Raw genomic sequence first — 20,465 nt, 5'->3', positions numbered from 1 at the left:
GGCGTACTCTGACAGGGTGACTTCTCGGATCCTCTGGATTGCCGTGCTCGCCTCCTTCGTGGCGTTCCTCGACGGCACGATCGTCAACGTCGCCCTGCCCGCGATCGACCGCGAGCTCGGCGGCGGACTCGTCACCCAGCAGTGGGTCGTCGACGGCTACTTCATCACCCTCGGCGCCATCATGCTCGTCGCCGGCTCCATCAGCGACGCCTACGGCCGCAGCCTCGTCATGCGCATCGGCCTCATCGGATTCGGCATCGCCTCGGTGATCATCACCGTCGCCCCCGACCCGCTCACCCTCATCATCGCCCGCATGCTCCAGGGAGCCGCGGGAGCCTTCCTCGTGCCGAGCTCGCTCGCGCTCATCAGCGCCCACTACTCCGGAGCCGCCCGTAGCAAGGCCATCGGCACGTGGACCGCGCTGACGACGGGCGCGATGATCGTCGGTCCGCTCATCGGCGGCGTCCTCGTCGACTTCGCGAGCTGGCGGTTCGCGTTCCTCATCAACGTCGTCCCCATCGCCGTCACCCTGTGGCTGCTGCGCGCGGTGCCCGATCCTCCCCGGCAGACGGAGCGGCACATCGACATCCTCGGCGCGGTCCTCTCCATCCTCGGACTCGGCGGACTCGTCTTCGGCCTCATCGAACAGCCGCGGCTGGGATGGGGGCATCCGGCGATCCCCATCACCCTCCTCGGCGGGGCCGTCCTCTTCGTCCTCTTCCTGCTCCGGCAGAAGCGGGTGAGCGACCCGATCCTTCCGCTCGACCTGTTCCGCGCGCGGAACTTCTGGGTCGGCAACATCACGACGACGCTCATGTACGGGGCGCTCTCGCTCAACGGCTTCGTCCTCGCCATCTACCTGCAGGAGCAGGCGGGGCTGTCCGCGACGATCGCCGGTCTCGCGAGCCTGCCGACGACGATCATGATGATCCTCTTCAGCTCCACCGCCGGGCGCCTGGCCGGCAGCTGGGGCCCGCGGCTGTTCATGGGCGTCGGACCGATCCTCATGGGTCTCGGGTCGCTCATGCTCCTCCTCGTCAGGGAGGACTTCAACTACTGGTGGCAGGTGCTGCCGGCGATGATCGTCTTCGGCCTCGGGCTCGCCGCGACCGTCTCACCGCTGACGGCGACGATCCTCGGCGCGATCGAGGAGGAGCGCAGCGGGATCGCCAGCGCCGTGAACAATGCGATCTCCCGCGTCGCAGGGCTCATCGCCATCGCGCTCGTCGGCACGGTCGTCGGCGGCACCCTCGACCTCAGCGGCTTCTACCGCGCCGCCGTCTTCGTGTCCGTGCTCCTCATCGCCGGCGGGCTCGTCTCGCTGGTGGGAATCCGGAACCCGGCCGTGCCCGCCCCGGAGGGCTCGCGCCCCTGACTGGGCTGACCACCGACGCAGCGAGTCGAGGACGCTCAGTGTCGATAATGCTCAACAGAATCGACACCGCACGTCCTCGACTCGAGGAGTCAGCGCCCCCTCACTCCTTGGCGACGAGGGTGAGGACGTCGTAGTTCGCGACGGGTTCGCCGTCCTGGTTGACGACCTCGGCGTCCCAGCGGACCTCGCCGTACTCGTCGGTCTCGCGCGGGGTGATGCGCTTCGCGGTGAGCGTCACCTTGAGCTTGTCACCGGGCGAGACGGGCGTGACGAAGCGCAGCCCCTCGAGGCCGTAGTTCGCGAGCACCGGCCCGGGATCCGGCTGGACGAAGAGTCCTGCGGCGAAGGAGACGATGAGGTACCCGTGGGCGACGCGGCCGGGGAAGAACGGGTTCGCCGCAGCCGCCTCCTCGTCGGTGTGGGCGTAGAACGTGTCACCGGTGAACTCGGCGAAGTGCGCGATGTCCTCGAGGGTGACCTCGCGCCACTCCGACTCCAGGGCATCCCCGATCTTGAGATCGGCCAGAGACTTCGTGAACGGATGCTCGCCGAGGTGGCGCTCGGCTCCCGCGACCCACTCCCCGCCGATCGCGGTGAGCATGTCCGGAGAGGCCTGGATCGCGGTGCGCTGCATGAAGTGTGTGATGCCCCGCAGACCACCCATCTCCTCTCCGCCTCCGGCCCGGCCGGGTCCGCCGTGGACGAGGGTGGGCAGCGGGGAGCCGTGCCCCGTCGACTCGTCGGCGTCGTCGCGGTCGAGGACGAGGATGCGCCCGTGCCAGGGAGCGACAGCGCGGACGAACTCCGCGGCGAACGCCGGATCGTGGGTGACGACCGAACCGACGAGGGATCCGCGCCCGCGAGCGGCGAGGTCGACCGCCTCGGCGAGGGTCGAGTACGTGATGAGTGTGGTCACGGGACCGAAGGCCTCGACGTCGTGGACGGCGTCGACCCACGGATCGTCGGCCTGGAGGACGGTCGGGGCGACGAACGCCCCGCCGAGGGAGGACGCGAGATCGTCCGAGGCCTCGCGGCCGCCGGTGAGCAGGTGGGCGCCCCCGGCGATGATCTCGTCGACGGCGTCGAGGACGTCATCACGCTGCTTCGTCGAGATGACCGGGCCGAGTCGGGTCGACTTCTCCCGCGGGTCGCCAGCGGTCACGGTCGCGAGCTTCGCGGTCAGGGCCTCCCCGACGGCCTCGGCGTGCTCGGCGGGAACGAAGGTGCGCCGGATCGCGGTGCACTTCTGACCGGCCTTGACGGTCATCTCGGCGACGACGCCGTCGACGAAGAGGTCGAACTCGGGCGTGCCGGGGGCGGCATCGGGACCGAGGAGGGAGAAGTTGAGGGAGTCCGCCTCGGCGAAGAAGCGGGTGCCGCGTTCGGTCACGCAGTCAAGGGACGCGAGTCGGCGGGCGGTGCCGGCTGACCCGGTGAAGGCGATCGTGTCCTGCTCGGCGAGCAGATCGAAGAGCGGGGTGATGTCGCCGGTGACGAGCTGGATCGCGCCCTCGGGCAGGAGCCCGGAGGCGAGCATGTCGGCGACGACGGCGCGGGTGAGGTGCGCGGAGTCGGTGGCGGGCTTGACGACGACGGGGACGCCGGCTGTGAACATCGGGGCGAACTTCTCGAGCATGCCCCACACGGGGAAGTTGAAGGCGTTGATCTGCAGGGCGAGGCCCTGCCGGGAGGTGAGGATGTGACGGCCGACGAAGGTGCCGTTCTTCGACAGGCGCTCGACCCCGCCGTCGAGGAGGACGGTCGAGTTCGGCATCTGCCGCCTCGCGACGCCCGAGTACGTGAAGAGCGTGCCGATGCCGCCTTCGATGTCGACGAAGGCGTCGCGCTTCGTCGTGCCCGTGGTGAAGGAGATCTCGTGGTAGTCCTTCGCCCGTTCCATGAGGTACGCGCCGAGCTGCTTGAGGATGACCCCGCGCTGGTGGAACGTCAGCTTCCCCAGCTCCCGGCCCCCGACCTCACGGGCGAAGTCGGCAACCGCGGTGAAGTCGATGCCGTCCGAGGAGACCCGGTGGAGAAGGTCCCCGGTCGTCGAGTCGCGGACGTCGCGCGCGTCGGCGGCCTCGCTCGGGGTGTGCCAGGCACCGGCCGCGTAGGAACTGAGGGTCTCGGTCATGGGGGCCTCCCGTTGTCGGTTGGTCGCTCGAAGCCGCTCAGCCTCGTCGCCGCTGTCCTGCTGCGGCCCGGACGCATCCGGGCTCGCCGATCAGTCCATATACTAACCAATCGGTCGGTAATTGTCATCGGGTGCTGAGGGCGGTTGCACCCGCCTGCCACGACGCCATCACGACCCTGATCCGCGGAATGCCATCGCAGAGCTTCCAATGCGACGACAATGGGCCCTACGCCACGGGAAGCCCAAGCGCGTCTCGCACCTGCGCGAGCACCTCGGGACCCGACACTGCATCGGAAGTGCTGCTCGTGTCGACTCGCACGATCGGACCCAACGCGAGCGGAGCGCTGCGTCGCCACAGATCCACGTCGTTCGGATCGTCTTCGTGGATGCCGTGGCGGTCGCGGTTCTCGTACCGCTCGACGGCCTCGTCGACCGGAGCATCGCACCACACCTCGACCACCGTCTCAGCTCCGGCGACCCTCAGCCCGTCCCTGACGGTCTCGAGATCGCGCTCACGGGCCCAGAACGACTCGACCACCACCGTGTCGTCGACCAGGGCGGCCAGTCGCCATGTCACCGTGTTCGCCAGCTCATGGACCGGTCCCCTGGGGAAGCGGTAGTCAACGGAATCGACGAGGCGTTCGAGCACTTCGTCCACGGACAGGAACGGAACACCTGCCGCCTCGGCGAGTTCGGCACCAAGCGTTGACTTGCCCGATGCGGGGATCCCATTCACCAGGATCACTGCTGTTGCCATTGTCCATCCTCTCCACTGCCCGCGGTCACACTCTCGGTGACGGTACCGGTCACGACAACCCTACGGAGCGAACGCAGGGAAACTGTGCATTCGACCGCCTGCATTCGGCGCGCCCCGCCAGTGGCGCGGGTCACCCTCGTCGGCTATGATCAAGCGCATTAACTGACCAAACAGTCACCAAAGGTCGCCCTGAGGACACACGGCGGGCACAGCCGCCCGCCGGAGAGCACCCACGCAAGCTCGCCGGCGAGCACAGCCGCTCCCCGCACAGCACCCGCACTCGCCCCAGCGTCGACCTGACGGACTTCGGATTTCGATGGAGAGATCAGCCATGTCCACCGCCTCACCCGCGTCCTCGACGATCACGCGCGAGGAGCGCAAGGTCCTCGCGGGCACCCTCGTCGGCACCACGATCGAGTGGTATGACTTCTTCATCTACGCCCAGGCAGCGGGCCTCATCCTCTCGGTGCAGTACTTCGGCCCGCTCGCCGCGGACAACCCGGCGCTCGGCCAGATCATGGCGTGGGCGTCGCTGGGCATCTCGTTCCTCTTCCGGCCGCTCGGCGCGATCATTGCCGGCCACCTCGGCGATCGGATCGGACGCAAGCGGATGCTCGTCCTCACGCTCATCCTCATGGGGGCGGCGACCTCGCTCATCGGCCTCCTGCCGACGTACGCGGCGATCGGCGTGGCCGCACCGATCCTCCTCACCCTGCTGCGCATCCTCCAGGGCTTCTCGGCCGGCGGCGAATGGGGAGGCGCGGCACTGCTCTCCGTCGAACACGCCCCCGACGACAAGCGCGGCATCTTCGGGGCCTACCCGCAGATCGGCGTCCCCGTGGGCATGATCCTCGCGACCGGCGTCATCTGGATCCTCACCACCGTGCTCACTCCGGAGCAGTTCGCGAGCTTCGGCTGGAGGATCCCCTTCCTCTTCTCCGTCGTCCTCGTCGTCGTGGGCTACTACATCCGCAAGCAGGTCGAGGAGAGCCCCGTCTTCGCCGAGCTCGCCGAACGCCGCGCCGAGTCCTCGGCTCCGCTCGGCACCCTGTTCCGGAAGAACACGAAGGAGGTCGTGCTCGCCGCGGTCATCTTCATCGGCAACAACGCCGTCGGCTACATGATCATCGCGTTCTTCGCCGCGTACGCCTCCCGCCCCCTCGCCGAGGGCGGCATGGTCGGCCTCGACCGCGCCCCCGTGCTGCTCGCGACGACGCTCGCGAGCTTCGGCTGGCTGATCTTCACGATGTGGGGCGGGGCGCTCTCCGACCGACTCGGTCGCGTCCGCACCTTCCAGATCGGCTACATCCTCCTCATCCTCTGGCTCATCCCGACGTTCCTCATGATCGATTCCAAGAGCATCTGGATGTACGGCATCGGCATCTTCGTCCTCACCGTCGGCATGGGGCTCAGCTACGGCCCGATGTCGGCGATGTACGCGGAGATGTTCCCGCCGCAGGTCCGCTACTCCGGAGTGTCGATCGGGTATGCGCTCGGCGCGATCCTCGGCGGGGCGTTCGCCCCGACCATCGCCGAGACCCTGCTCGCGAAGACCGGCAACTCCCTGTCGATCGCGATCTACCTCATCATCGTCTGCGTCATCTCCCTCATCGGCGTCAGCCTCGTCAAGGAGACGAAGGGAAACCCCCTCGGCGTGCCCAAGCACCACTGAGTCTGCGGACCCATCCCCTCGCCGAGGCGGCCGACCGTAACCGCGCAGCCTCGGTGAGGGTGATCGCCCACCTCGCCGAGGTGAGCCGACGACGCTCGTGCACGTGTTTGCTAGCCTGAGCGCATGGTCGACAGCGATGTCTGGACACGCGAGCAGGCGCAGAACTACGACGATGCCGAGGATCCGATGTTCGCCCCGGCGCTCCTCACAGCGACGACGGCCTTCCTCGCCGAGGCGGCGGCCGGGGGAAGCGCCGTCGAGTTCGCGATCGGGACCGGGCGGGTCGCGATCCCCCTGCACGAGCGCGGAGTCCCGGTCTCGGGCATCGAGCTCTCGGAGCCGATGGCCGAGCGCCTCCGGCAGAAGGCCCCCGACATCCCGGTGACGATCGGCGACATGACGTCGACGCATGTAGCCGGAGGGCACTCGCTCGTCTACCTCGTCTACAACACGATCGGCAATCTCGTCACCCAGGACGCGCAGGTCGCCTGCTTCGCCAACGCTGCCTCCCATCTGCGTCCGGGCGGACGCTTCGTCATCGAGAACACCGTCCCACCCCTGCGACGGCTGCCGCCGGGCCAGACCGCTGTCCCCTTCGACGTCACCGACGAGCACGTCGGCTTCGACACCCTCGACCCCATCACGCAGCGGGCGACCTCGCACCATCTCACGAGGGACGGCGCGACCTTCCGCTATTCACCGCACCACTTCCGCTACGTGTGGCCCTCCGAACTCGACCTCATGGCCCGTCTCGCCGGGCTCGAGCCCGAAGGGCGCTTCGCCGACTGGGAGAGGACGCCGTTCACCGCCGAGAGCCCCTCACACGTTTCCGTCTGGAGGAAGCCGTGACGCACCCGGACCCGCTCACCTACCCCGACATCGAAGCGGCCGCCGAACGGATCACCGGTCGCGTCCGCCCCCTCGCGGTCGCCTCGGCGCAGCCAGGACGCCGCCCGCACGCGGAGACGGACACGGGCGCGACGTGGGTCGCTCCCCCGACGAGCGACCCCGAGGCCTCGGGTCTCTATTTCGCGCTCGAGTTCATGCAGTACACGGGGACGTTCAAGGCGCGCGGGGCGCAGAACTTCATCCGCCCCCACCTCGCCGAGGGGACGTTCCCCGATGCGGGCATGACGATCGCCTCCGGCGGGAACGCGGGACTCGCATGCGCGTGGGCCGCCGCGGAGGCCGGGGTCCCGGCGACGGTGTTCGTCCCCGCGAACGCCCCGACCGTCAAGGTCGATCGGCTGCGCTCGTACGGTGCCGAGGTCCGGCAGGTCGGAGCCGAGTACGCCGAGGCGGCGCTGGCGTGTGCGGAGTTCGCGGAGTCCTCGGGGGCTCTGTCCTCGCACGCGTACGACCACCCGCTCATCGCCGCAGGAGCGGGGACCGTGTTCACGGAGCTGCTCGCGCAGGTGCCCGATCTCGACACCGTCGTCGTCTCCGTCGGCGGGGGCGGACTCTTCGCGGGTGTCGCGACGGCGGCGACGTTCCACGGGGTGCGAACGGTCGCCGTCGAACCCGTCGGCAGCCGCGCCTTCAATGCCGGACTCGAGGCCGGCCAGCCCGTCGACGTCGCCGTCGACTCGGTGGCGGCGGATTCCCTCGGGGCGCGGCGGGCCACTCCCCTGGCGCTGGACGCCGCGCAGACCGATCTCGTCACCTCGGTGCTCGTACGCGACGAGGAGATCATCGCGGCACGCCGACATCTGTGGGCCGACCATCGTCTCGTCGTCGAACATGCCGCGGCAGCCGCGCTCGCAGGGATCCGCAGTGCGGAGGGCTACGTGCCCGAGCCCGGTGAGAAGGTCGGTGTCGTCCTCTGCGGGGCGAACACGGGCTTCGACGGGCTCACCTAGCCGCGGTGCCGGGCCCGAAGACCTCGGCTCGGCGGAGGCAGCCGGCAAGGTCGTGGGTGAGGTCGAGGGCATCGAGTTCGGCCTCGGCGAACCAGCGCGCCTCGGCGGCGTCGTCGCCGGCGGAGAGCTCACCGCCGATGACGGTGGCTGCGAAGTCGTGGACGTCGTACTCGACTCCGTCGCCGATCGGGATCGTCAGCGACCAGAGCTCGCGGCCGATCTCGACGCGCAGCCCGGTCTCTTCGTACGCTTCCCGGGCAGCCGCCTCGGCGAAGGACTCACCGGGTTCGCACTTGCCTCCGGGCACGGACCATCGTCCCTTGTCGGGGTTCCTGCCGCGCTGGACGAGGAGCACGCGCGACCGGTCGTCGACGATGACGACGCTGGCCGCGCGGATCGTCGTCACGGAGTCGGGCGCTGCCGATCCTGCGAACGGAAGGCGCCCTTGATGAAGCCGAAGACGATCGCGGCGACGGCGATGACGATGACCGCCTTGACGAGGAACCACGCGATCGAGAACACGGCGCTGACGATCCACCACGCGACGATGATCGCGAGGATCGCGCCGAGGGCGCTCCAGACTGTGCTCATCTTCATGGCTCCAGCCTAGGTCTCGGCTGCACCGATCTGCAACGAGGCCAACCGCAATGAGCCGACCCGCACTGCGGCGGTCGGGTCACCGCACTGAGGCGCTCGAGTCACTCCTCCTCGTCGGCGCGGGAGGCCGGGTCGAGCCCGTCCTTGCGCCGTTCGTCCTGCGAGCCCTGGTCGTCGACGTCGCCGTCGGTGTCGGCGAAGACCTCGTCGCGCATCTCCTGGCGGGCCTTGTCCTGCTCGAAGCGGTCCTCGCGCAGTTCGTCGTTGTCCTTGTGATGTCCCATCGGGTCCTCACTTCCCTCGACCGGCGGGCGACGCTCGCCCGTCCCCACAGTCTGCCCGTCTCTGGGCGTCCGCACCAGACCCTCTTGTCGGGGAATCACGACCCTGTGTCGGCGATCCCCGTGTCAGACAACGGCGGTGTCCCCGGCAGACCACGGCGGCGTCCGCTCGCCTGAAGGCGACTCTAGACCACGGCACTGCCCGCGGCCGGCATCGTCCGCACCGCTCGCGCCGACCAGCGACCGTCTGAATGGCCGACCGCGATCGGGTGCTCGAAGGCGGCGGAGACGGCCTCGGTGGTGAGCACCTCGGCGATCGGGCCGGCGGCGGTGAGCCGACCGCGGGAGATGAGCACGGCGTGCGAGGTCGTCTCGGGGATCTCCTCGAGGTGATGGGTGACGAGCAGCGTCGTCAGCTCCGGCGAGCTCACCGACAGGGCGTCGATGGTCTCGAGCAACTGCTCGCGGGCGGCGACGTCGAGGCCGGTCGTCGGTTCGTCGAAGAGGAGGAGTTCGGGCGCCGAGACGAGAGCGCGGGCGACGAGCGCGCGACCCCGCTCGCCCTGGGAGAGGATCCGCCACCCGGCGTCGGCCCGGGAGGCCAGACCCACCTCGGCGATCATCGCTTCGGCACGCGCGATCTCCTCGGGGTTCGCCTCCCACCGCAGAGGACGCTCGATCGTCCCGGTCACCCCGGTGAGGACGACGTCGCGGACGGTGAGGTTCGACCGCAGCGGATGCCGGGGATTGACGTGCCCGATGTGCCGTCGCAGGGCCGCGAGCTCGACCCTGCCCATCCGCCTGCCGAGGACGTCGACCGTGCCCGAGGTCGGGAACACCTGCGCCGAGGCGAAGCTGAGCAGCGTCGACTTCCCCGCTCCGTTCGGTCCGAGGAGGACCCAGTGTTCGCCGCGGTCGATCCGCAGGTCGATGCCGTGGAGGATCTGCGTCTGCCCGCGTCGGAACGTCACCTCGCTGAGGTCGAGGACCGCCTCACCCACGTCGTCTCCTTCGCATCGTCGGGATCGCCGCGACCCGGATGGGGCCGCGTTCGTCCGGGCAGTGGCACTCGGGACCGGACGATGCGAGTCTAGGACGGAACCGCGCCGAGGCGGCCGGACAGTGAGCAGGCAGAGTTCCACATCATGGATCGGACGGGGTCGGTCCCCCCGAGGTGGCCCCTGAGTCCCCGTGTCAGTGCAGGTGAGGACGGTAGATGAGTTCCTGTGTGCGCCCGTCGAGGGTGCGGGAGTAGAGGAGTTCGAGGTCGAAGTCCTCGGTCCCGTCAAAGATCGGTTCGGTGCCCGTGCGGCCGGTGAGCGCCGGGAAGATCGTCACCTGGAGGCGGTCGACGAGTCCGGCCGCCATGAGGGAGCGGTTCATCGACAGGCTCCCGTGCGAGCGCAGCGGGACATCGGACTGCTCTTTGAGCCGGGCGACGACGTCGACGGCATCGCCGCGCACGAGCGTGGCGTCCGGCCAGTCCAGGGGCTCCTCCAGCGTGTTCGAGATGACCGTCGTCGGCAGGTTCCGCATCTCCGTGACCCACGGGTCGAAGACGTCGTCGCCCTCGCCGGCTGACGCGACCATCGCCGCGAACGCCCGGTACGTGTTCGCGCCGAGAACGAGCCGCTGGTCGCCGGAGTACTCGCCGAGGCGCTCCTCGAGGAGTTCGGGTCCCTGCTTGCCCCAATAGCCGCCCCAGTCCGCGTCCTCGGTGACGCTCGCCCGCGAGTCGAGGCTGCTGAAGACATCGAACGTGTACGTGACGGTCATGGTTCCTCCCGAATCCGTCGTGCTTCGACAATAGTCCTCGAACCAGCGCAATGACAGGGAAACCTGAGACTGATCCGTCCCGGCTCGCCATGTGAACGACCTGTCACCGGGTCCGGACGAAAGGTTCCACATCATGGATTCCGCGCGGTGCGCTGAGGGCTGCGCGCGATAATCAGACCATGGGCAGCGGCGTGGACCCGGACGACCTGGGGCGGATGAGGATGCGCGGGAAGATCCTGCGCCGATCGGCGTCGTTCAACGTCGCCCACGCCGTCGATGATCTCGAGCCGGGCACCGGAGCGCAGAGCATCCAGCGGGCGCTGTCGCTGCTGGGCCTCGTCGGCCTCCTCGCCAGCGAACGCACGGGCGGCGCGGGCCTCTCCGAGATCGCGACGATCAGCGGGCGTCCGAAGGCGAGCGTCCACCGCATGCTCCAGGCTCTCATCGCGATGGGCTACGTCGAGCGCCTCGACGAGGGCGGGTACCGCCTCGGCGTGCAGTCGCAGATCCTCGGTCAGCTCGCGCAGAAGTCCGTCGACCCGCTCGTCATCGAATCGGAGTCGAGCCTGTTGCGCCTGGCCGAGATCACCCAGGACACGGCGTTCCTCACGCTGCGCACCGGCAGCTTTGCGATCTGCGCACGGCGCGAGGAGGGCTTCGGGGACATCTTCAACAACGCGCTCGCCGTCGGCGACCGGCATCCGCTGGGGATCGGAGCCGGCAGTCTCGCGATCATGGCGGAACTCTCCCCCGCCGAGGTGGACGCCCTGTTCGAGGCGAACGAGCAGATCCTCGCCGAGCGGTACCCGAAGGTCCGCATCGACCAGCTGCGCGACATCATCGACCAGGCCCGCATCGACGGCTTCGTCCACAATCCCGGGCTCTTCGCGCAGGGTTCGTGGGCAGTAGGCGTCGCGCTCAGGGTCCGTGGGGGCCGTCCCCGCGCGGCCCTGTCGATCGCGTCGATCGCCGACCGCGTCACCGGTCAGCGGGTCGAACACCTCGTCGCTTTGCTGCGCCGCGAGACGAAGATCATCGCCGAGGCGCTCGCCGCCGACGCGGAGCCTGCGAGCTCAGAAGCCTCCGCCGAGACAGACACTTCGCGCCGAGACCGACAGTTCTGAGTGTCGGTCTCGGCGCGAAGTGTCCGTCTCGATGCCTCTCCCGTGGTCGAAGGGACCACTGAGCGGCGAGCGCGCGCCTCCCAGCTTGCTCCCTCGCCATCAGGTGGTCCCCTCGGCGGGCGAGCGCAACGAGAGGGTCAGACGAAGGAAAGGTACCTGAGCTTAGCGAGCACCTCGGGGTTCGTCGGCTCGACCTGGTGGGAGCCATCAGGATAGACGACGACGGGGATGTTCGTCCGACCCGAGATCTCCTTGGCCTCGTCGGCCTTCTCCGGCTCGACGACGAGGTCGATGTAGTCGAAGTCGACGCCGAGTTCGATCAGCTGCTTCTTGGTGCGTCGGCAGTCGCCGCACCACTCTGCTCCGTACATCGTGATGGTCTTCTCGGACATGGTCGGCCTTTCGCTTGGGGCGCTCCAGCGCACGGTGTCGCCGAAGGATTCCGGCACTCATGCGAACCGTGCGCACGGGAGGACTATTCCGGCAGCGGGGCGCCTAGGGAGGAGGATCCGGTGCGAAACCGCGCCCGTTTTCGCACCGGATCCTCCTCCGGGAGCGCGCGGACGCAGCTCTTTGATAAGTAGTTACTAACTTCTAACTTAAAGACATGGCACAACGAATGAGCGGCGAGGAGCGCCGCAGACAGGTTCTCGGGATCGCCGCCGAGGAGTTCGCGGAGCACGGCCTGCACGGCGCGTCCACGGAGGCGATCGCGCGTTCGGCGGGCATCACCCAGGCCTACATCTTTCGTCTGTTCGGGACGAAGAAGGCGCTGTTCATCGAGCTCGTCACTTCGGCCTTCGAACGGACGAGCAGTGGGATGCTCACAGCGGGCTCAGGACGCACCGGGATCCGTTCGCTGGAGAGGATGGGAACCGAATATTACGACCTCCTTGCCGACCGGACCGCCCTGCTGCTGCAGCTGCAGGGACTGGCCGCATGCGGAGACGCCGAGGTGAAGGAAGCAGTGCGCGAACGGTTCGCCCGCATGTGGCAGGTCGTCTCGGAGACGACCTCGCTCGATCCGGTGACGGTCAAGACCTTCCTCGCATTCGGAATGCTCCTCAACGTCGGAGCAGCACTCGACCTGGAACAGATCGACGAGACGTGGGCTGGGGGAATGCGCACACGGATCCGTCCCGGCCTGTTCGCCCACATCAGCGACGAGACCAACCGGTGACAACGCGGGAATCCGACCTCAACGCCCGAGGTCTCGGCCGCGCCATCGTCGCCGTGGCACTGCTCGGCTCCGTGGTCGGAGGCGTCGGCGCCCCACTCATCACCGCAGTCGCACTCGATCTCGACATCGCACTCGACGAAGCACAGTGGACCCTGACCATCACTCTGTTCTCTGGGGCGGTCACAGCCCCGGTCCTCGGCCGACTGGGCGCCGGTTCGCAGCGACAGGAGACGATACTCGGCACCCTCGCCCTGGTCGCGCTCGGCGGCCTTCTCACCGCAGTGCCGGCGCCCTTCGGCGTGCTCGTTGCAGGACGGGGCCTGCAGGGACTCGGTCTCGGGGTGATTCCGCTGCTCATGAGCCTCGCCCGTGACACCTTGCCCGCCGACCGGGCGAGGAAGACCATCGCCACAGTATCGGTCGCGTCCACTGTCGGCATCGGAGTGGCCTATCCGCTGATGGGATTCATCAGCGAGGCCGCCGGACTCCGCGCGGCGTACGGCTGCGGCTTCCTGCTCTCGCTGACTGCGTTCATCGTCGCCTGGCGAGCGTTCCCCCGATCAGTCCCGACCGAAGGCACCCCTGTTGACGCCCTCGGCGCCGTTCTGCTCGGCCTCGGGGTCCTCGGCGTGCTGCTGACGGTGTCGCAACCCTCGGTCTGGAACCCTCTATGGGCCGGGGCCGCGATACTCCTCATCGCCTGCGCTGCGTTCGGCTGCTGGCTGCATGTTGAGCGTCGAAGCCAGGCGCCCTTGGTGGATCTCAGGCTCTTCTTCACCAGGAACATCCTGCTGGCAAATATTGCGATGTTCGGTTCAGCCATCGCCATGTACCTGCTGTTCTCTCTGCTCACCCGATTCGTGCAGACGCCCGTCCAAGCGGGATACGGCTTCGACCTGTCGAACACCGCTGCCGGTGCCGCTCTCATCCCGTTCTCAGTCCTCGGGTTCGCTGCCGGCAGACTGACACCGTGGCTGGTCGACAGACTCTCGGCAAAGCCGACGTTCATCGTCTACACCGCCTTCACCGCATCCACGGTCGTCGTCGTCCTGCTGCTCGATTCGCTCGCAGCCGTGCTTGCGGCGATGAGCGTGCTCGGTCTCGGCGTGGGCGGCATATCCGCCATCATGCCGCAGCTCGTCCTCACCGGCGTCCCGAAGTCAGAGACGGCAAGCGTCCTCTCGATCAACCAGATCGTCAGGGCCAGCGGTTTCAGCATCGGCAGCGCACTCGCGGGGCTCCTGCTCGTCGTGGCGACTGCCCCTGGGACACTCTTCCCAGCTCAGCTCGGGTATGTCACAGCCGCTCTCTGGGCCCTGCCGCTGCTCGCCCTCAGCGTCATCGCCGTCCTGCTCATCCCCAGAGAGGGGCGTGACTGAGCAGAATGCTCGCGCGTCGCGGCAGCACCTCAGCGATTCTCAGCCCCACGCGGACCGGCCGATCCCCAGCGAGGAGGATCCAGTGCGAAACCGAGCCCGATTTCGAACTGGATCCTCCTCCGGGAGCGCGAGCGCCGACGGCCGAACCCGCCCTCACCTCAGGACGACGGTCCGCTTCCCGTTGAGGAACACCCTGCCCTCGCAGTGCCACTTCACGGCGTTCGACAGCGCCTTGCATTCGGTGTCGCGGCCGGCGGCGACGAGGTCCTGCGGGCCGAAGGCGTGGTCGACCTCGGTGACGGCCTGCGCGATGATCGGCCCCTCGTCGAGCTCGCTGTTGACGAAGTGGGCGGTCGCCCCGACGGTCTTCACACCCCGCTCGTACGCCTGGTGGTAGGGCTTGGCGCCCTTGAACGAAGGGAGGAACGAGTGGTGGATGTTGATCGCCTTGCCCGTCAGCTCGCGTGCGAGGTCGTCGGAGAGCACCTGCATGTACCGGGCGAGGACGACGAGGTCGATCTCGAACCGGTCGACGAGGTCGAGGAGCTTGCCCTCGGCCTCGGGCTTCGTCTCCGGGGTGACCGGGATCCGGAAGAACGGCACGTGATGCCATTCGACGAGCTCCCGGTGGTCGGGATGGTTCGACACGACCGCGGCGATGTCGACGGGCAGCTCCCCGATGCGCGCCCGGAAGAGGAGGTCGTTGAGACAGTGCTCGAACTTCGAGACCATGACGAGCACGCGCCGCTTCTCCCCTTTCGGCCAGAGGTTCCACTTCGCGTCGAGGTCCGCGCCGAGCCTCTCGATCTCAGCCCGCAGGTCCTCGAGTGCCTCGGGTTCGAGCTCGAACTCGACCCGGAGGAAGAACCGCCTGCTCAGCGCGTCGTCGAACTGCTTGAGCTCCCTGATGTCGCCGCCGTGGTCGAGCAGCGCCCCCGTGAGCGAGTGGACGATGCCCCGACGTTCATCGCATTCGAGGGAGAGGACGTATTCCGGCATTGTCAGCCCTTCCGGTCGTTGTCTGCTGTGTGCGAGCCGCCGTCGCGCGCCGCGCCGCCGTGCCCCGCCGACCCGGCATCGTGCGCGTGCCCGACGACGTCGTCGAACGCGTCGATGCCCTCCCCGGTGAACTCGGCCATCCCGTCGATGAGCCAGCGGACCATGAAGTCCGCGAAGCTCGACCGCGGCAGGATCCGGAACTCCTCGCCGCCGGAGCGGTGGAGGATGACGGGGACGGGCCCGAGCTGCGTGACGATCGCCGTCCCCACCGGAAACGCTCGCGGGTGGAGGTCGGCCCGGCAGCTCTTCTCGAGCACCTCCCGGGCCTTCGACCCGGTGAGTTCGATAATCGTCCGGTTCGCCGAGAGTTCGACGACCTGCCCGGGCAGCCCCTCGAGCGCGGCCTCCGCCTCGTCGGTCTCCCCCGGCCGCTGCGGCCGGGAGACGTCGATGACGAGGAACTCGTCCGGACTCAGCCACACCGTGTGCCGGCCGTCGGCCTCCCCGGTCACCTCGCCGACGACCTCAGGCAGGGTGATCCCCAAGGCCGCTTCGATCGCCCTCGCCGAGGCGGTCCCCGGCTCCGCGCGCACCCCGATCTGCACGGCGAAGGGGCGCTCCCGCAGTCCCACGGCACCCCCGCCTCCCGCGCTGGCCTCAGCCATCGCCTCGGCGAGGTGGGCCGCCGGGGACACCCGCAGCTCCTCGAGCACGGTCGTGGACTCTTCCGTCTCAGCCATCGCGTCAGTCTCAGCCATCACGGCGCTTCCCTTCGGGATCGTAGAACACGGGTGAGGTGATCTCGACGTCGATCACCTGGTCACCGCACGGTGACTTGACGACCTCGCCGAGGCGGTTGCGGCCGTTCTCGACGAGCGCGAGCCCGAACGGCCGGTTCAGTGTCGGGGAGAGATAGGACGAGGTGACGTGCCCGATCATCGGCACCGGCCCGTCCTCCGGGGTGATCGGGGTGCCGGCCGCGACGAGCTGCGCCCCCTCGATGAGCCGGGTCTGCCCGTCGACGGGGAGGACCCCGACGAGGTGCTTGCGGTCCTCCCGGGCCGTGTCGAGGCGGGAGAACGAGCGCTTACCGATGAAGTCCTTGACCTTCGAGATGATCCATTCCATGCCCGCGTCGGCGGGAGTGACGGTGCCGTCGGTGTCCTGTCCGACGATGATGAACCCCTTCTCCGCGCGGAGCACGTGCATCGTCTCCGTCCCGTACGGGGTGATGTCGAACTCGGCTCCCGCCTCGGCGACCATCTCCCAGACGGCGAGTCCGTAGAAGGCTTCGACGTTGATCTCGAACGCGAGCTCCCCGGAGAACGAGATCCGGCAGATCCGCGCGGGGATTCCGTTCGCGAGCGTCGTGTGTCGGAACTCCATGAAGCCGAATGCCTCGGCGGACACATCAAGGTCGGGGGCGACCTTCGCGATGACCTCCCGCGACTTCGGGCCGGCGACGGCGACCGTCGCCCATTCCTCCGTCACCGAGGTGAAGACGACGTCGAGGTCGGGCCATTCCGTCTGGTGCCATTCCTCGAGCCATTCGAGGACCTTCGCGGCTCCGCCGGTCGTCGTCGTCATGTAGTAGCGATCCTCGGCGACCCGCAGGGTCACGCCGTCGTCGAAGATCATCCCGTCCGGGGTGCACATGAGACCGTAGCGGGCCTTGCCGACGCCGAGCTTGGAGAACCCGTTCGTGTAGATCCGTCCGAGGAACTTCCCGGCATCGGCACCGCGGATCTCGATCTTGCCGAGCGTCGACGCGTCCTGGAAGCCGACGGACTCCCGCACGGCTCGGCATTCGCGCAGCACCGCCGCATCCATGTCCTCCCCGGGCTGCGGGTAGTACCACGGCCGCTTCCACTGCCCGACGTCCTCGAACTCGGCGCCGTGGGCGACGTGCCACGGATGGATCGACGTCACCCGGGCGGGGTCGAAGAGCTCCCCTTTCCGCCGCCCGGCGAGTGCGGCGAAGGCGATCGGGGTGAACGGCGCCCGGAAGGTCGTGTGCCCGACCTCGCCGAGGTCGTCCTCCCCGAGGACGGCGGCGATCGTCCCGATCGTGTTGACCGCGCTCGTCTTGCCCTGGTCGGCGGCCGTCGAGATCGACGTGTAGCGCTTGATGTGCTCGACCGAGCGCATGCCCGCGTTCATCGCCCGGAGGATGTCGGCGACGGTCTGGTCGCGTTGGAGGTCGACGAAATGCGTGGTCAGGGCTCCGGGATCGTCGTTGACCGAGGTGACGACCCAGAGCGGGCGCTGGGCTGCGTCCGTGATCTCCTCGGGCGTCGTCGGCACCGTGAGCTCGGCGTCGAATCCGGCCCGCTCGGCTGCCTCACTCCCGGCTTCCGCTCCCTGCCGCAGCGCCGCGGCCAGCGCATACTCCCCGGTCATCGCGCCGACCGTGAACTGGTCGCGGACCGGTCCGGCAGGCACGAATGCGGCGATGTCCGCATCCCACTCGATGGGTCCGCGGCGCTGCCCGTGGAGGTGGATGACGGGCGAGAACCCGCCGGAGACGGCGAGGAGGTCGACGGCGATGTCCTCCCCCGCCGAGGCGGCCACCCCGTCCTCATCGAGGGAGGCGACCGTGATCCCGGAGACCCGTCCCCCCGGGCCCTCCCCGGCCGTGCCGGTGACGGCGGAGCCGAGGATGAGCCGCACCCCGGTATCGGAGGCGACTTGAGACGCCCTCGCCGAGGCGGTCGGGCGGGAGTCGACGACCGCGGCGACGTCGATGCCGGCAGCGACGAGATCAGCGACGAGCGCATAGGCGGAGTCATTCGTCGTCGCGATCGCGACCCGCTCACCGGCGAGAACGCCGTACCGGCCGAGGTAGGTCCGCACGGCGGAGGCGAGCATGATGCCGGGACGGTCGTTGTCGGCGAAGACGATGGGACGCTCATGCGCACCGGTGGCGAGGACGACCTGCCCGGCCCGGATGTGCCACACCCGCTGCCTCGGTCCCGCCTCGGCGCCGGTCCGGTCCTCTACGGCGACGAAGTAGTTCGAGTCGTAGCTGCCGAAGACGGTCGTGCGCGGGGCGTACGTGAACTCCTCGGCGGCGGCCGCCCCGGCGAGCGTCGTCTCGATCCACTCCGGGGCCAGGATCCCGTCGATGACGGCATGCGGATCGGAGAGCAGGGACCCGCCGGGGATGACGCCGTCGTCGAGGAGGAGGACGCGGGCCCCGGACTGTGCGGCCTGCCGGGCGGCGGCGAGCCCGGCGGGACCGGCGCCGACGACGAGGACGTCGGTGTGGGTGTGCCGGTGCTCGTAGGTGGCGTCGTCGCGGCCGGGGTCGAGGATGCCGAGGCCCGAGAGGTACTCGGCGGTCAGGCCCTCGCGGATGAGGACCCGGGTGGCCTGGAGCATCGACTCGGTCACCTCGGCGGCATCAGGGGCATGGACGCGGACGAGGGCGTTGGGCTCCTCGACTCCGGCGGCCAGAATCCCCCGTGGCCGGTCGAGGTAGGTCGACGGTCCGCAGTCGAGGCGTCCGGCGGCGATGAGGGCGCTCGCGATCGTGTCCCCGGCGAACCCCGAGTAGGCGACGCCGTCGACGGTGAAGCCGATCGGTCGGCTGCGGTCGATGCCGGTCGCGGTCTCGAGCCGATCTGCCTCAGGGCGCAGGGTCGCATCGGTCCGGTGCGAGTCGGTCGTCGTCATCGTCCTGTCGCTCCTTCGAAGGTCGCGGGCCGGGGCTGGCCCATCGGGTAGACCCCGGCGAAGTCGTAGGTCACGGTGTCGCGCACGGCGTTGAACCACTTCCGGCAGCCGAGGCTGTGGCACCAGCGTTCGGCGAAGAGCCCGCGGTCGTTGTCGCGATAGAAGAGGTACTCGGCCCATTCGCGGTCGGTGAGCGCGTACGGATCCTCGGGGTAGGGCACATGCGCCTGGCCTCCGTAGGTGAATTCGGATTCGTCGCGGGATCCGCAGTTCGGGCAGATGATGAGCAGCATGGCGGTCCTCTCTGGTCGGTCAGTGGGCGACGGCGGCCGCGCCGTGCTCGTCGATGAGGTGGCCGGTCTCGAAGCGTTCGAGCGCGAAGGGCGCGTTGAGCGGGTGCGGTTCGTCGGTGGCGATCGTGTGCGCGTACGTGAATCCCGCACCGGGGGTGCCCTTGAAGCCGCCGGTGCCCCACCCGCAGTTGACGTAGAGTCCCTGGACTTCCGTCTTCGACACGATCGGGGAGGCGTCGAGGGTGACGTCGACGATGCCGCCCCAGGTCCGCAGGACGTGGGCGCGGGCGAAGATCGGGAAGAGCTCGACCGCGGCGGCGAGCTGCTCCTCGATGATGTGGAAGCCCCCGCGCTGCCCGTAGCCGTTGTACGAGTCGACGCCGGCGCCCATGACGAGTTCGCCCTTGTGCGCCTGGGAGACGTAGACGTGGACGTGGTTGGACATGACGACGGTCGGGTGGACGGGTTCGAAGAGCTCGGAGACGAGCGCCTGGAGCGGGTGGGACTGGATGGGCACGCGGATGCCCGCCATGTCCGCCACCACCGAGGTGTGCCCGGCGACGGCGACCGCGACCTTCTCCGTGGCGATCCGTCCGAGGGTCGTCTCGACTCCGGTGACCTGGTCGCCGTCGCGGTGGATGTCGGTGACCTCGCAGTTCTGGATGATGTCGACGCCCATCTCGTCGGCCTTCCGGGCGAACGCCCATGCGACGTGGTCGTGCTTGGCGATGCCGGCCCGCGGCTGGAAGGTCGCGCCCATGACGGGGTAGCGGAGGTCGTCGCCGATGTTGATGATCGGGCAGACCTCCTTGACCTGCTGCGGATCGAGCCATTCGGCGTCGACGCCGTTGAGGACATTGGCGTTGACCCGCCTGCGCGATTCCCGGACGTCGCCGAGGGTGTGGGCTAAGTTGAGGACACCGCGCTGGGAGAAGAGGAAGTCGTAGTCGAGCTCCTCGGGCAGCTGCTCCCAGAGCTTCAGCGAATGCTCGTAGATCGCCGCCGACTCGTCCCAGAGGTAGTTCGAGCGGATGATCGTCGTGTTCCGGGCCATGTTGCCACCGGCCAGCCACCCGCGTTCGAGGATCGCGATGTCCGTCATCCCATGGTTCTTCGCCAGGTAGTAGGCGGTCGCGAGTCCGTGTCCGCCGCCGCCGATGATGACGGCTTCGTAGGACTTCTTCGGCTCCGGGTTGCGCCAGAGGAAGTCTGGATGTTCGGGAAGCTGCTCAGCCATGCGATCTCCCTCGATCGTTAATCGTCAACTAATATATCAGCTGTGTTCCTGTAGTCTAGGCCCAGATTCCCGGCGCTGGCAATGGGTTCGCGCGAAGCGATTTCCGAGCGGGCAGGAACGTCCCGGA

General features: G+C 68.7%; 20 protein-coding genes. 7 read left to right on the top strand and 13 right to left on the bottom strand.

Annotated elements, in window-relative coordinates; genetic code table 11:
• Nucleotides 1-16 precede the first annotated feature (16 nt).
• Nucleotides 17-1,375, top strand: a complete 1,359-nt coding sequence (locus AC0VYB_RS00590) for an MFS transporter (RefSeq protein WP_201671822.1) — start codon at nt 17-19, stop codon at nt 1,373-1,375.
• Nucleotides 1,376-1,475: 100 nt separating this feature from the next.
• Here AC0VYB_RS00590 and paaZ read toward each other — a convergent pair whose 3' ends face one another.
• Both paaZ and AC0VYB_RS00580 read right to left on the bottom strand, forming a co-directional pair.
• Nucleotides 1,476-3,509 carry a phenylacetic acid degradation bifunctional protein PaaZ gene (gene paaZ, locus AC0VYB_RS00585; RefSeq protein ID WP_475384910.1) on the bottom strand — a complete coding sequence of 678 codons (2,034 nt, stop codon included), beginning with the start codon at nt 3,507-3,509 and terminating at the stop codon, nt 1,476-1,478.
• A 226-nt stretch (nt 3,510-3,735) separates the two neighbouring features.
• A complete protein-coding gene (locus tag AC0VYB_RS00580; protein WP_201671824.1) occupies nt 3,736-4,266 on the bottom strand; it encodes a P-loop nucleotide/nucleoside kinase family protein in 531 nt (176 codons plus the stop codon).
• 331 nt (nt 4,267-4,597) lie between these two features.
• On the opposite strand from AC0VYB_RS00580, the gene AC0VYB_RS00575 reads away from it, so the two are divergent.
• The 3 genes from AC0VYB_RS00575 to AC0VYB_RS00565 all read left to right on the top strand — a co-directional run bounded on the left by AC0VYB_RS00575 (nt 4,598) and on the right by AC0VYB_RS00565 (nt 7,797).
• Entirely contained in the window at nt 4,598-5,938 is a 1,341-nt protein-coding gene (locus AC0VYB_RS00575; protein ID WP_201671825.1) for an MFS transporter, read from the top strand.
• A gap of 123 nt (nt 5,939-6,061) precedes the next feature.
• On the top strand, nt 6,062-6,787 hold the full coding sequence (locus AC0VYB_RS00570; protein ID WP_063248733.1) for a class I SAM-dependent DNA methyltransferase: 726 nt from the start codon (nt 6,062-6,064) through the stop codon (nt 6,785-6,787).
• Nucleotides 6,784-7,797: a serine/threonine dehydratase gene (locus AC0VYB_RS00565; protein ID WP_063248734.1), complete on the top strand. Its 1,014-nt coding sequence runs from the start codon at nt 6,784-6,786 to the stop codon at nt 7,795-7,797. Before AC0VYB_RS00570 ends, AC0VYB_RS00565 begins: the two co-directional genes overlap by 4 nt.
• On the opposite strand, the gene AC0VYB_RS00560 is transcribed toward AC0VYB_RS00565, so the two are convergent.
• The 5 genes from AC0VYB_RS00560 to AC0VYB_RS00540 all read right to left on the bottom strand — a co-directional run bounded on the left by AC0VYB_RS00560 (nt 7,790) and on the right by AC0VYB_RS00540 (nt 10,451).
• On the bottom strand, nt 7,790-8,203 hold the full coding sequence (locus AC0VYB_RS00560; RefSeq protein ID WP_201671826.1) for an NUDIX domain-containing protein: 414 nt from the start codon (nt 8,201-8,203) through the stop codon (nt 7,790-7,792). The two genes, AC0VYB_RS00565 and AC0VYB_RS00560, sit on opposite strands and share 8 nt — an antisense overlap.
• The gene (locus tag AC0VYB_RS00555) at nt 8,200-8,394 is read right to left on the bottom strand and encodes a hypothetical protein (RefSeq protein ID WP_172707635.1); all 195 of its coding nucleotides are present in this window, start codon (nt 8,392-8,394) and stop codon (nt 8,200-8,202) included. Before AC0VYB_RS00555 ends, AC0VYB_RS00560 begins: the two co-directional genes overlap by 4 nt.
• A gap of 101 nt (nt 8,395-8,495) precedes the next feature.
• Nucleotides 8,496-8,678, bottom strand: a complete 183-nt coding sequence (locus tag AC0VYB_RS00550) for a hypothetical protein (RefSeq protein WP_009379686.1) — start codon at nt 8,676-8,678, stop codon at nt 8,496-8,498.
• Between the two features lie 182 nt (nt 8,679-8,860).
• Nucleotides 8,861-9,676, bottom strand: a complete 816-nt coding sequence (locus tag AC0VYB_RS00545) for an ABC transporter ATP-binding protein (protein WP_131248208.1) — start codon at nt 9,674-9,676, stop codon at nt 8,861-8,863.
• 193 nt (nt 9,677-9,869) lie between these two features.
• A complete protein-coding gene (locus tag AC0VYB_RS00540) occupies nt 9,870-10,451 on the bottom strand; it encodes a dihydrofolate reductase family protein (RefSeq protein WP_131248209.1) in 582 nt (193 codons plus the stop codon).
• 179 nt (nt 10,452-10,630) lie between these two features.
• Between AC0VYB_RS00540 and AC0VYB_RS00535 the strand changes: the two genes are divergently transcribed.
• On the top strand, nt 10,631-11,575 hold the full coding sequence (locus AC0VYB_RS00535; RefSeq protein ID WP_131248210.1) for an IclR family transcriptional regulator: 945 nt from the start codon (nt 10,631-10,633) through the stop codon (nt 11,573-11,575).
• Between the two features lie 137 nt (nt 11,576-11,712).
• On the opposite strand, the gene AC0VYB_RS00530 is transcribed toward AC0VYB_RS00535, so the two are convergent.
• The gene (locus AC0VYB_RS00530) at nt 11,713-11,967 is read right to left on the bottom strand and encodes a glutaredoxin family protein (RefSeq protein ID WP_063248736.1); all 255 of its coding nucleotides are present in this window, start codon (nt 11,965-11,967) and stop codon (nt 11,713-11,715) included.
• A gap of 215 nt (nt 11,968-12,182) precedes the next feature.
• Here AC0VYB_RS00530 and AC0VYB_RS00525 point away from each other — a divergent pair, with 215 nt between their 5' ends.
• Both AC0VYB_RS00525 and AC0VYB_RS00520 read left to right on the top strand, forming a co-directional pair.
• Nucleotides 12,183-12,755, top strand: coding sequence for a TetR/AcrR family transcriptional regulator (locus tag AC0VYB_RS00525; protein WP_231882139.1), 573 nt, complete (start codon nt 12,183-12,185; stop codon nt 12,753-12,755).
• The gene (locus AC0VYB_RS00520) at nt 12,752-14,134 is read left to right on the top strand and encodes an MFS transporter (protein WP_063248738.1); all 1,383 of its coding nucleotides are present in this window, start codon (nt 12,752-12,754) and stop codon (nt 14,132-14,134) included. The genes AC0VYB_RS00525 and AC0VYB_RS00520 overlap by 4 nt, the downstream gene beginning before the upstream one ends.
• A gap of 153 nt (nt 14,135-14,287) precedes the next feature.
• Here AC0VYB_RS00520 and purU read toward each other — a convergent pair whose 3' ends face one another.
• From purU to AC0VYB_RS00495, 5 genes are read right to left on the bottom strand one after another with little or no spacing between them, the layout of a single operon-like run.
• Nucleotides 14,288-15,133 (bottom strand): formyltetrahydrofolate deformylase, encoded by an 846-nt coding sequence (gene purU, locus AC0VYB_RS00515; protein ID WP_009379701.1) that lies wholly within the window; start codon nt 15,131-15,133, stop codon nt 14,288-14,290.
• A 2-nt stretch (nt 15,134-15,135) separates the two neighbouring features.
• On the bottom strand, nt 15,136-15,873 hold the full coding sequence (locus AC0VYB_RS00510; RefSeq protein ID WP_313420311.1) for a sarcosine oxidase subunit gamma: 738 nt from the start codon (nt 15,871-15,873) through the stop codon (nt 15,136-15,138).
• 10 nt (nt 15,874-15,883) lie between these two features.
• A complete protein-coding gene (locus AC0VYB_RS00505) occupies nt 15,884-18,808 on the bottom strand; it encodes a glycine cleavage T C-terminal barrel domain-containing protein (protein ID WP_278372944.1) in 2,925 nt (974 codons plus the stop codon).
• Nucleotides 18,805-19,101: a sarcosine oxidase subunit delta gene (locus AC0VYB_RS00500; protein WP_009379706.1), complete on the bottom strand. Its 297-nt coding sequence runs from the start codon at nt 19,099-19,101 to the stop codon at nt 18,805-18,807. The genes AC0VYB_RS00505 and AC0VYB_RS00500 overlap by 4 nt, the downstream gene beginning before the upstream one ends.
• Nucleotides 19,102-19,120: 19 nt before the next feature.
• Nucleotides 19,121-20,338: a sarcosine oxidase subunit beta family protein gene (locus tag AC0VYB_RS00495; RefSeq protein ID WP_063248741.1), complete on the bottom strand. Its 1,218-nt coding sequence runs from the start codon at nt 20,336-20,338 to the stop codon at nt 19,121-19,123.
• Between the last annotated feature and the right edge of the window lie 127 nt (nt 20,339-20,465).

This window comes from Brevibacterium sp. Z349TD_9 (genome assembly GCF_056173565.1).
This window is presented reverse-complemented; position numbering and strand designations above follow the sequence as displayed.

What these genes read in the sequence shown, in the direction of transcription:
- AC0VYB_RS00575 (WP_201671825.1), top strand. Translation starts at nt 4,598, where the DNA reads ATGTCCACCGCCTCACCCGCGTCCTCGACGATCACGCGCGAGGAGCGC.
- AC0VYB_RS00505 (WP_278372944.1), bottom strand. Translation starts at nt 18,808, where the DNA reads ATGACGACGACCGACTCGCACCGGACCGATGCGACCCTGCGCCCTGAG.
- paaZ (WP_475384910.1), bottom strand. Translation starts at nt 3,509, where the DNA reads ATGACCGAGACCCTCAGTTCCTACGCGGCCGGTGCCTGGCACACCCCG.
- AC0VYB_RS00500 (WP_009379706.1), bottom strand. Translation starts at nt 19,101, where the DNA reads ATGCTGCTCATCATCTGCCCGAACTGCGGATCCCGCGACGAATCCGAA.
- AC0VYB_RS00580 (WP_201671824.1), bottom strand. Translation starts at nt 4,266, where the DNA reads ATGGCAACAGCAGTGATCCTGGTGAATGGGATCCCCGCATCGGGCAAG.
- AC0VYB_RS00570 (WP_063248733.1), top strand. Translation starts at nt 6,062, where the DNA reads ATGGTCGACAGCGATGTCTGGACACGCGAGCAGGCGCAGAACTACGAC.
- AC0VYB_RS00550 (WP_009379686.1), bottom strand. Translation starts at nt 8,678, where the DNA reads ATGGGACATCACAAGGACAACGACGAACTGCGCGAGGACCGCTTCGAG.
- purU (WP_009379701.1), bottom strand. Translation starts at nt 15,133, where the DNA reads ATGCCGGAATACGTCCTCTCCCTCGAATGCGATGAACGTCGGGGCATC.
- AC0VYB_RS00535 (WP_131248210.1), top strand. Translation starts at nt 10,631, where the DNA reads ATGGGCAGCGGCGTGGACCCGGACGACCTGGGGCGGATGAGGATGCGC.
- AC0VYB_RS00525 (WP_231882139.1), top strand. Translation starts at nt 12,183, where the DNA reads ATGGCACAACGAATGAGCGGCGAGGAGCGCCGCAGACAGGTTCTCGGG.
- AC0VYB_RS00555 (WP_172707635.1), bottom strand. Translation starts at nt 8,394, where the DNA reads ATGAAGATGAGCACAGTCTGGAGCGCCCTCGGCGCGATCCTCGCGATC.
- AC0VYB_RS00540 (WP_131248209.1), bottom strand. Translation starts at nt 10,451, where the DNA reads ATGACCGTCACGTACACGTTCGATGTCTTCAGCAGCCTCGACTCGCGG.
- AC0VYB_RS00530 (WP_063248736.1), bottom strand. Translation starts at nt 11,967, where the DNA reads ATGTCCGAGAAGACCATCACGATGTACGGAGCAGAGTGGTGCGGCGAC.
- AC0VYB_RS00510 (WP_313420311.1), bottom strand. Translation starts at nt 15,873, where the DNA reads ATGGCTGAGACGGAAGAGTCCACGACCGTGCTCGAGGAGCTGCGGGTG.
- AC0VYB_RS00495 (WP_063248741.1), bottom strand. Translation starts at nt 20,338, where the DNA reads ATGGCTGAGCAGCTTCCCGAACATCCAGACTTCCTCTGGCGCAACCCG.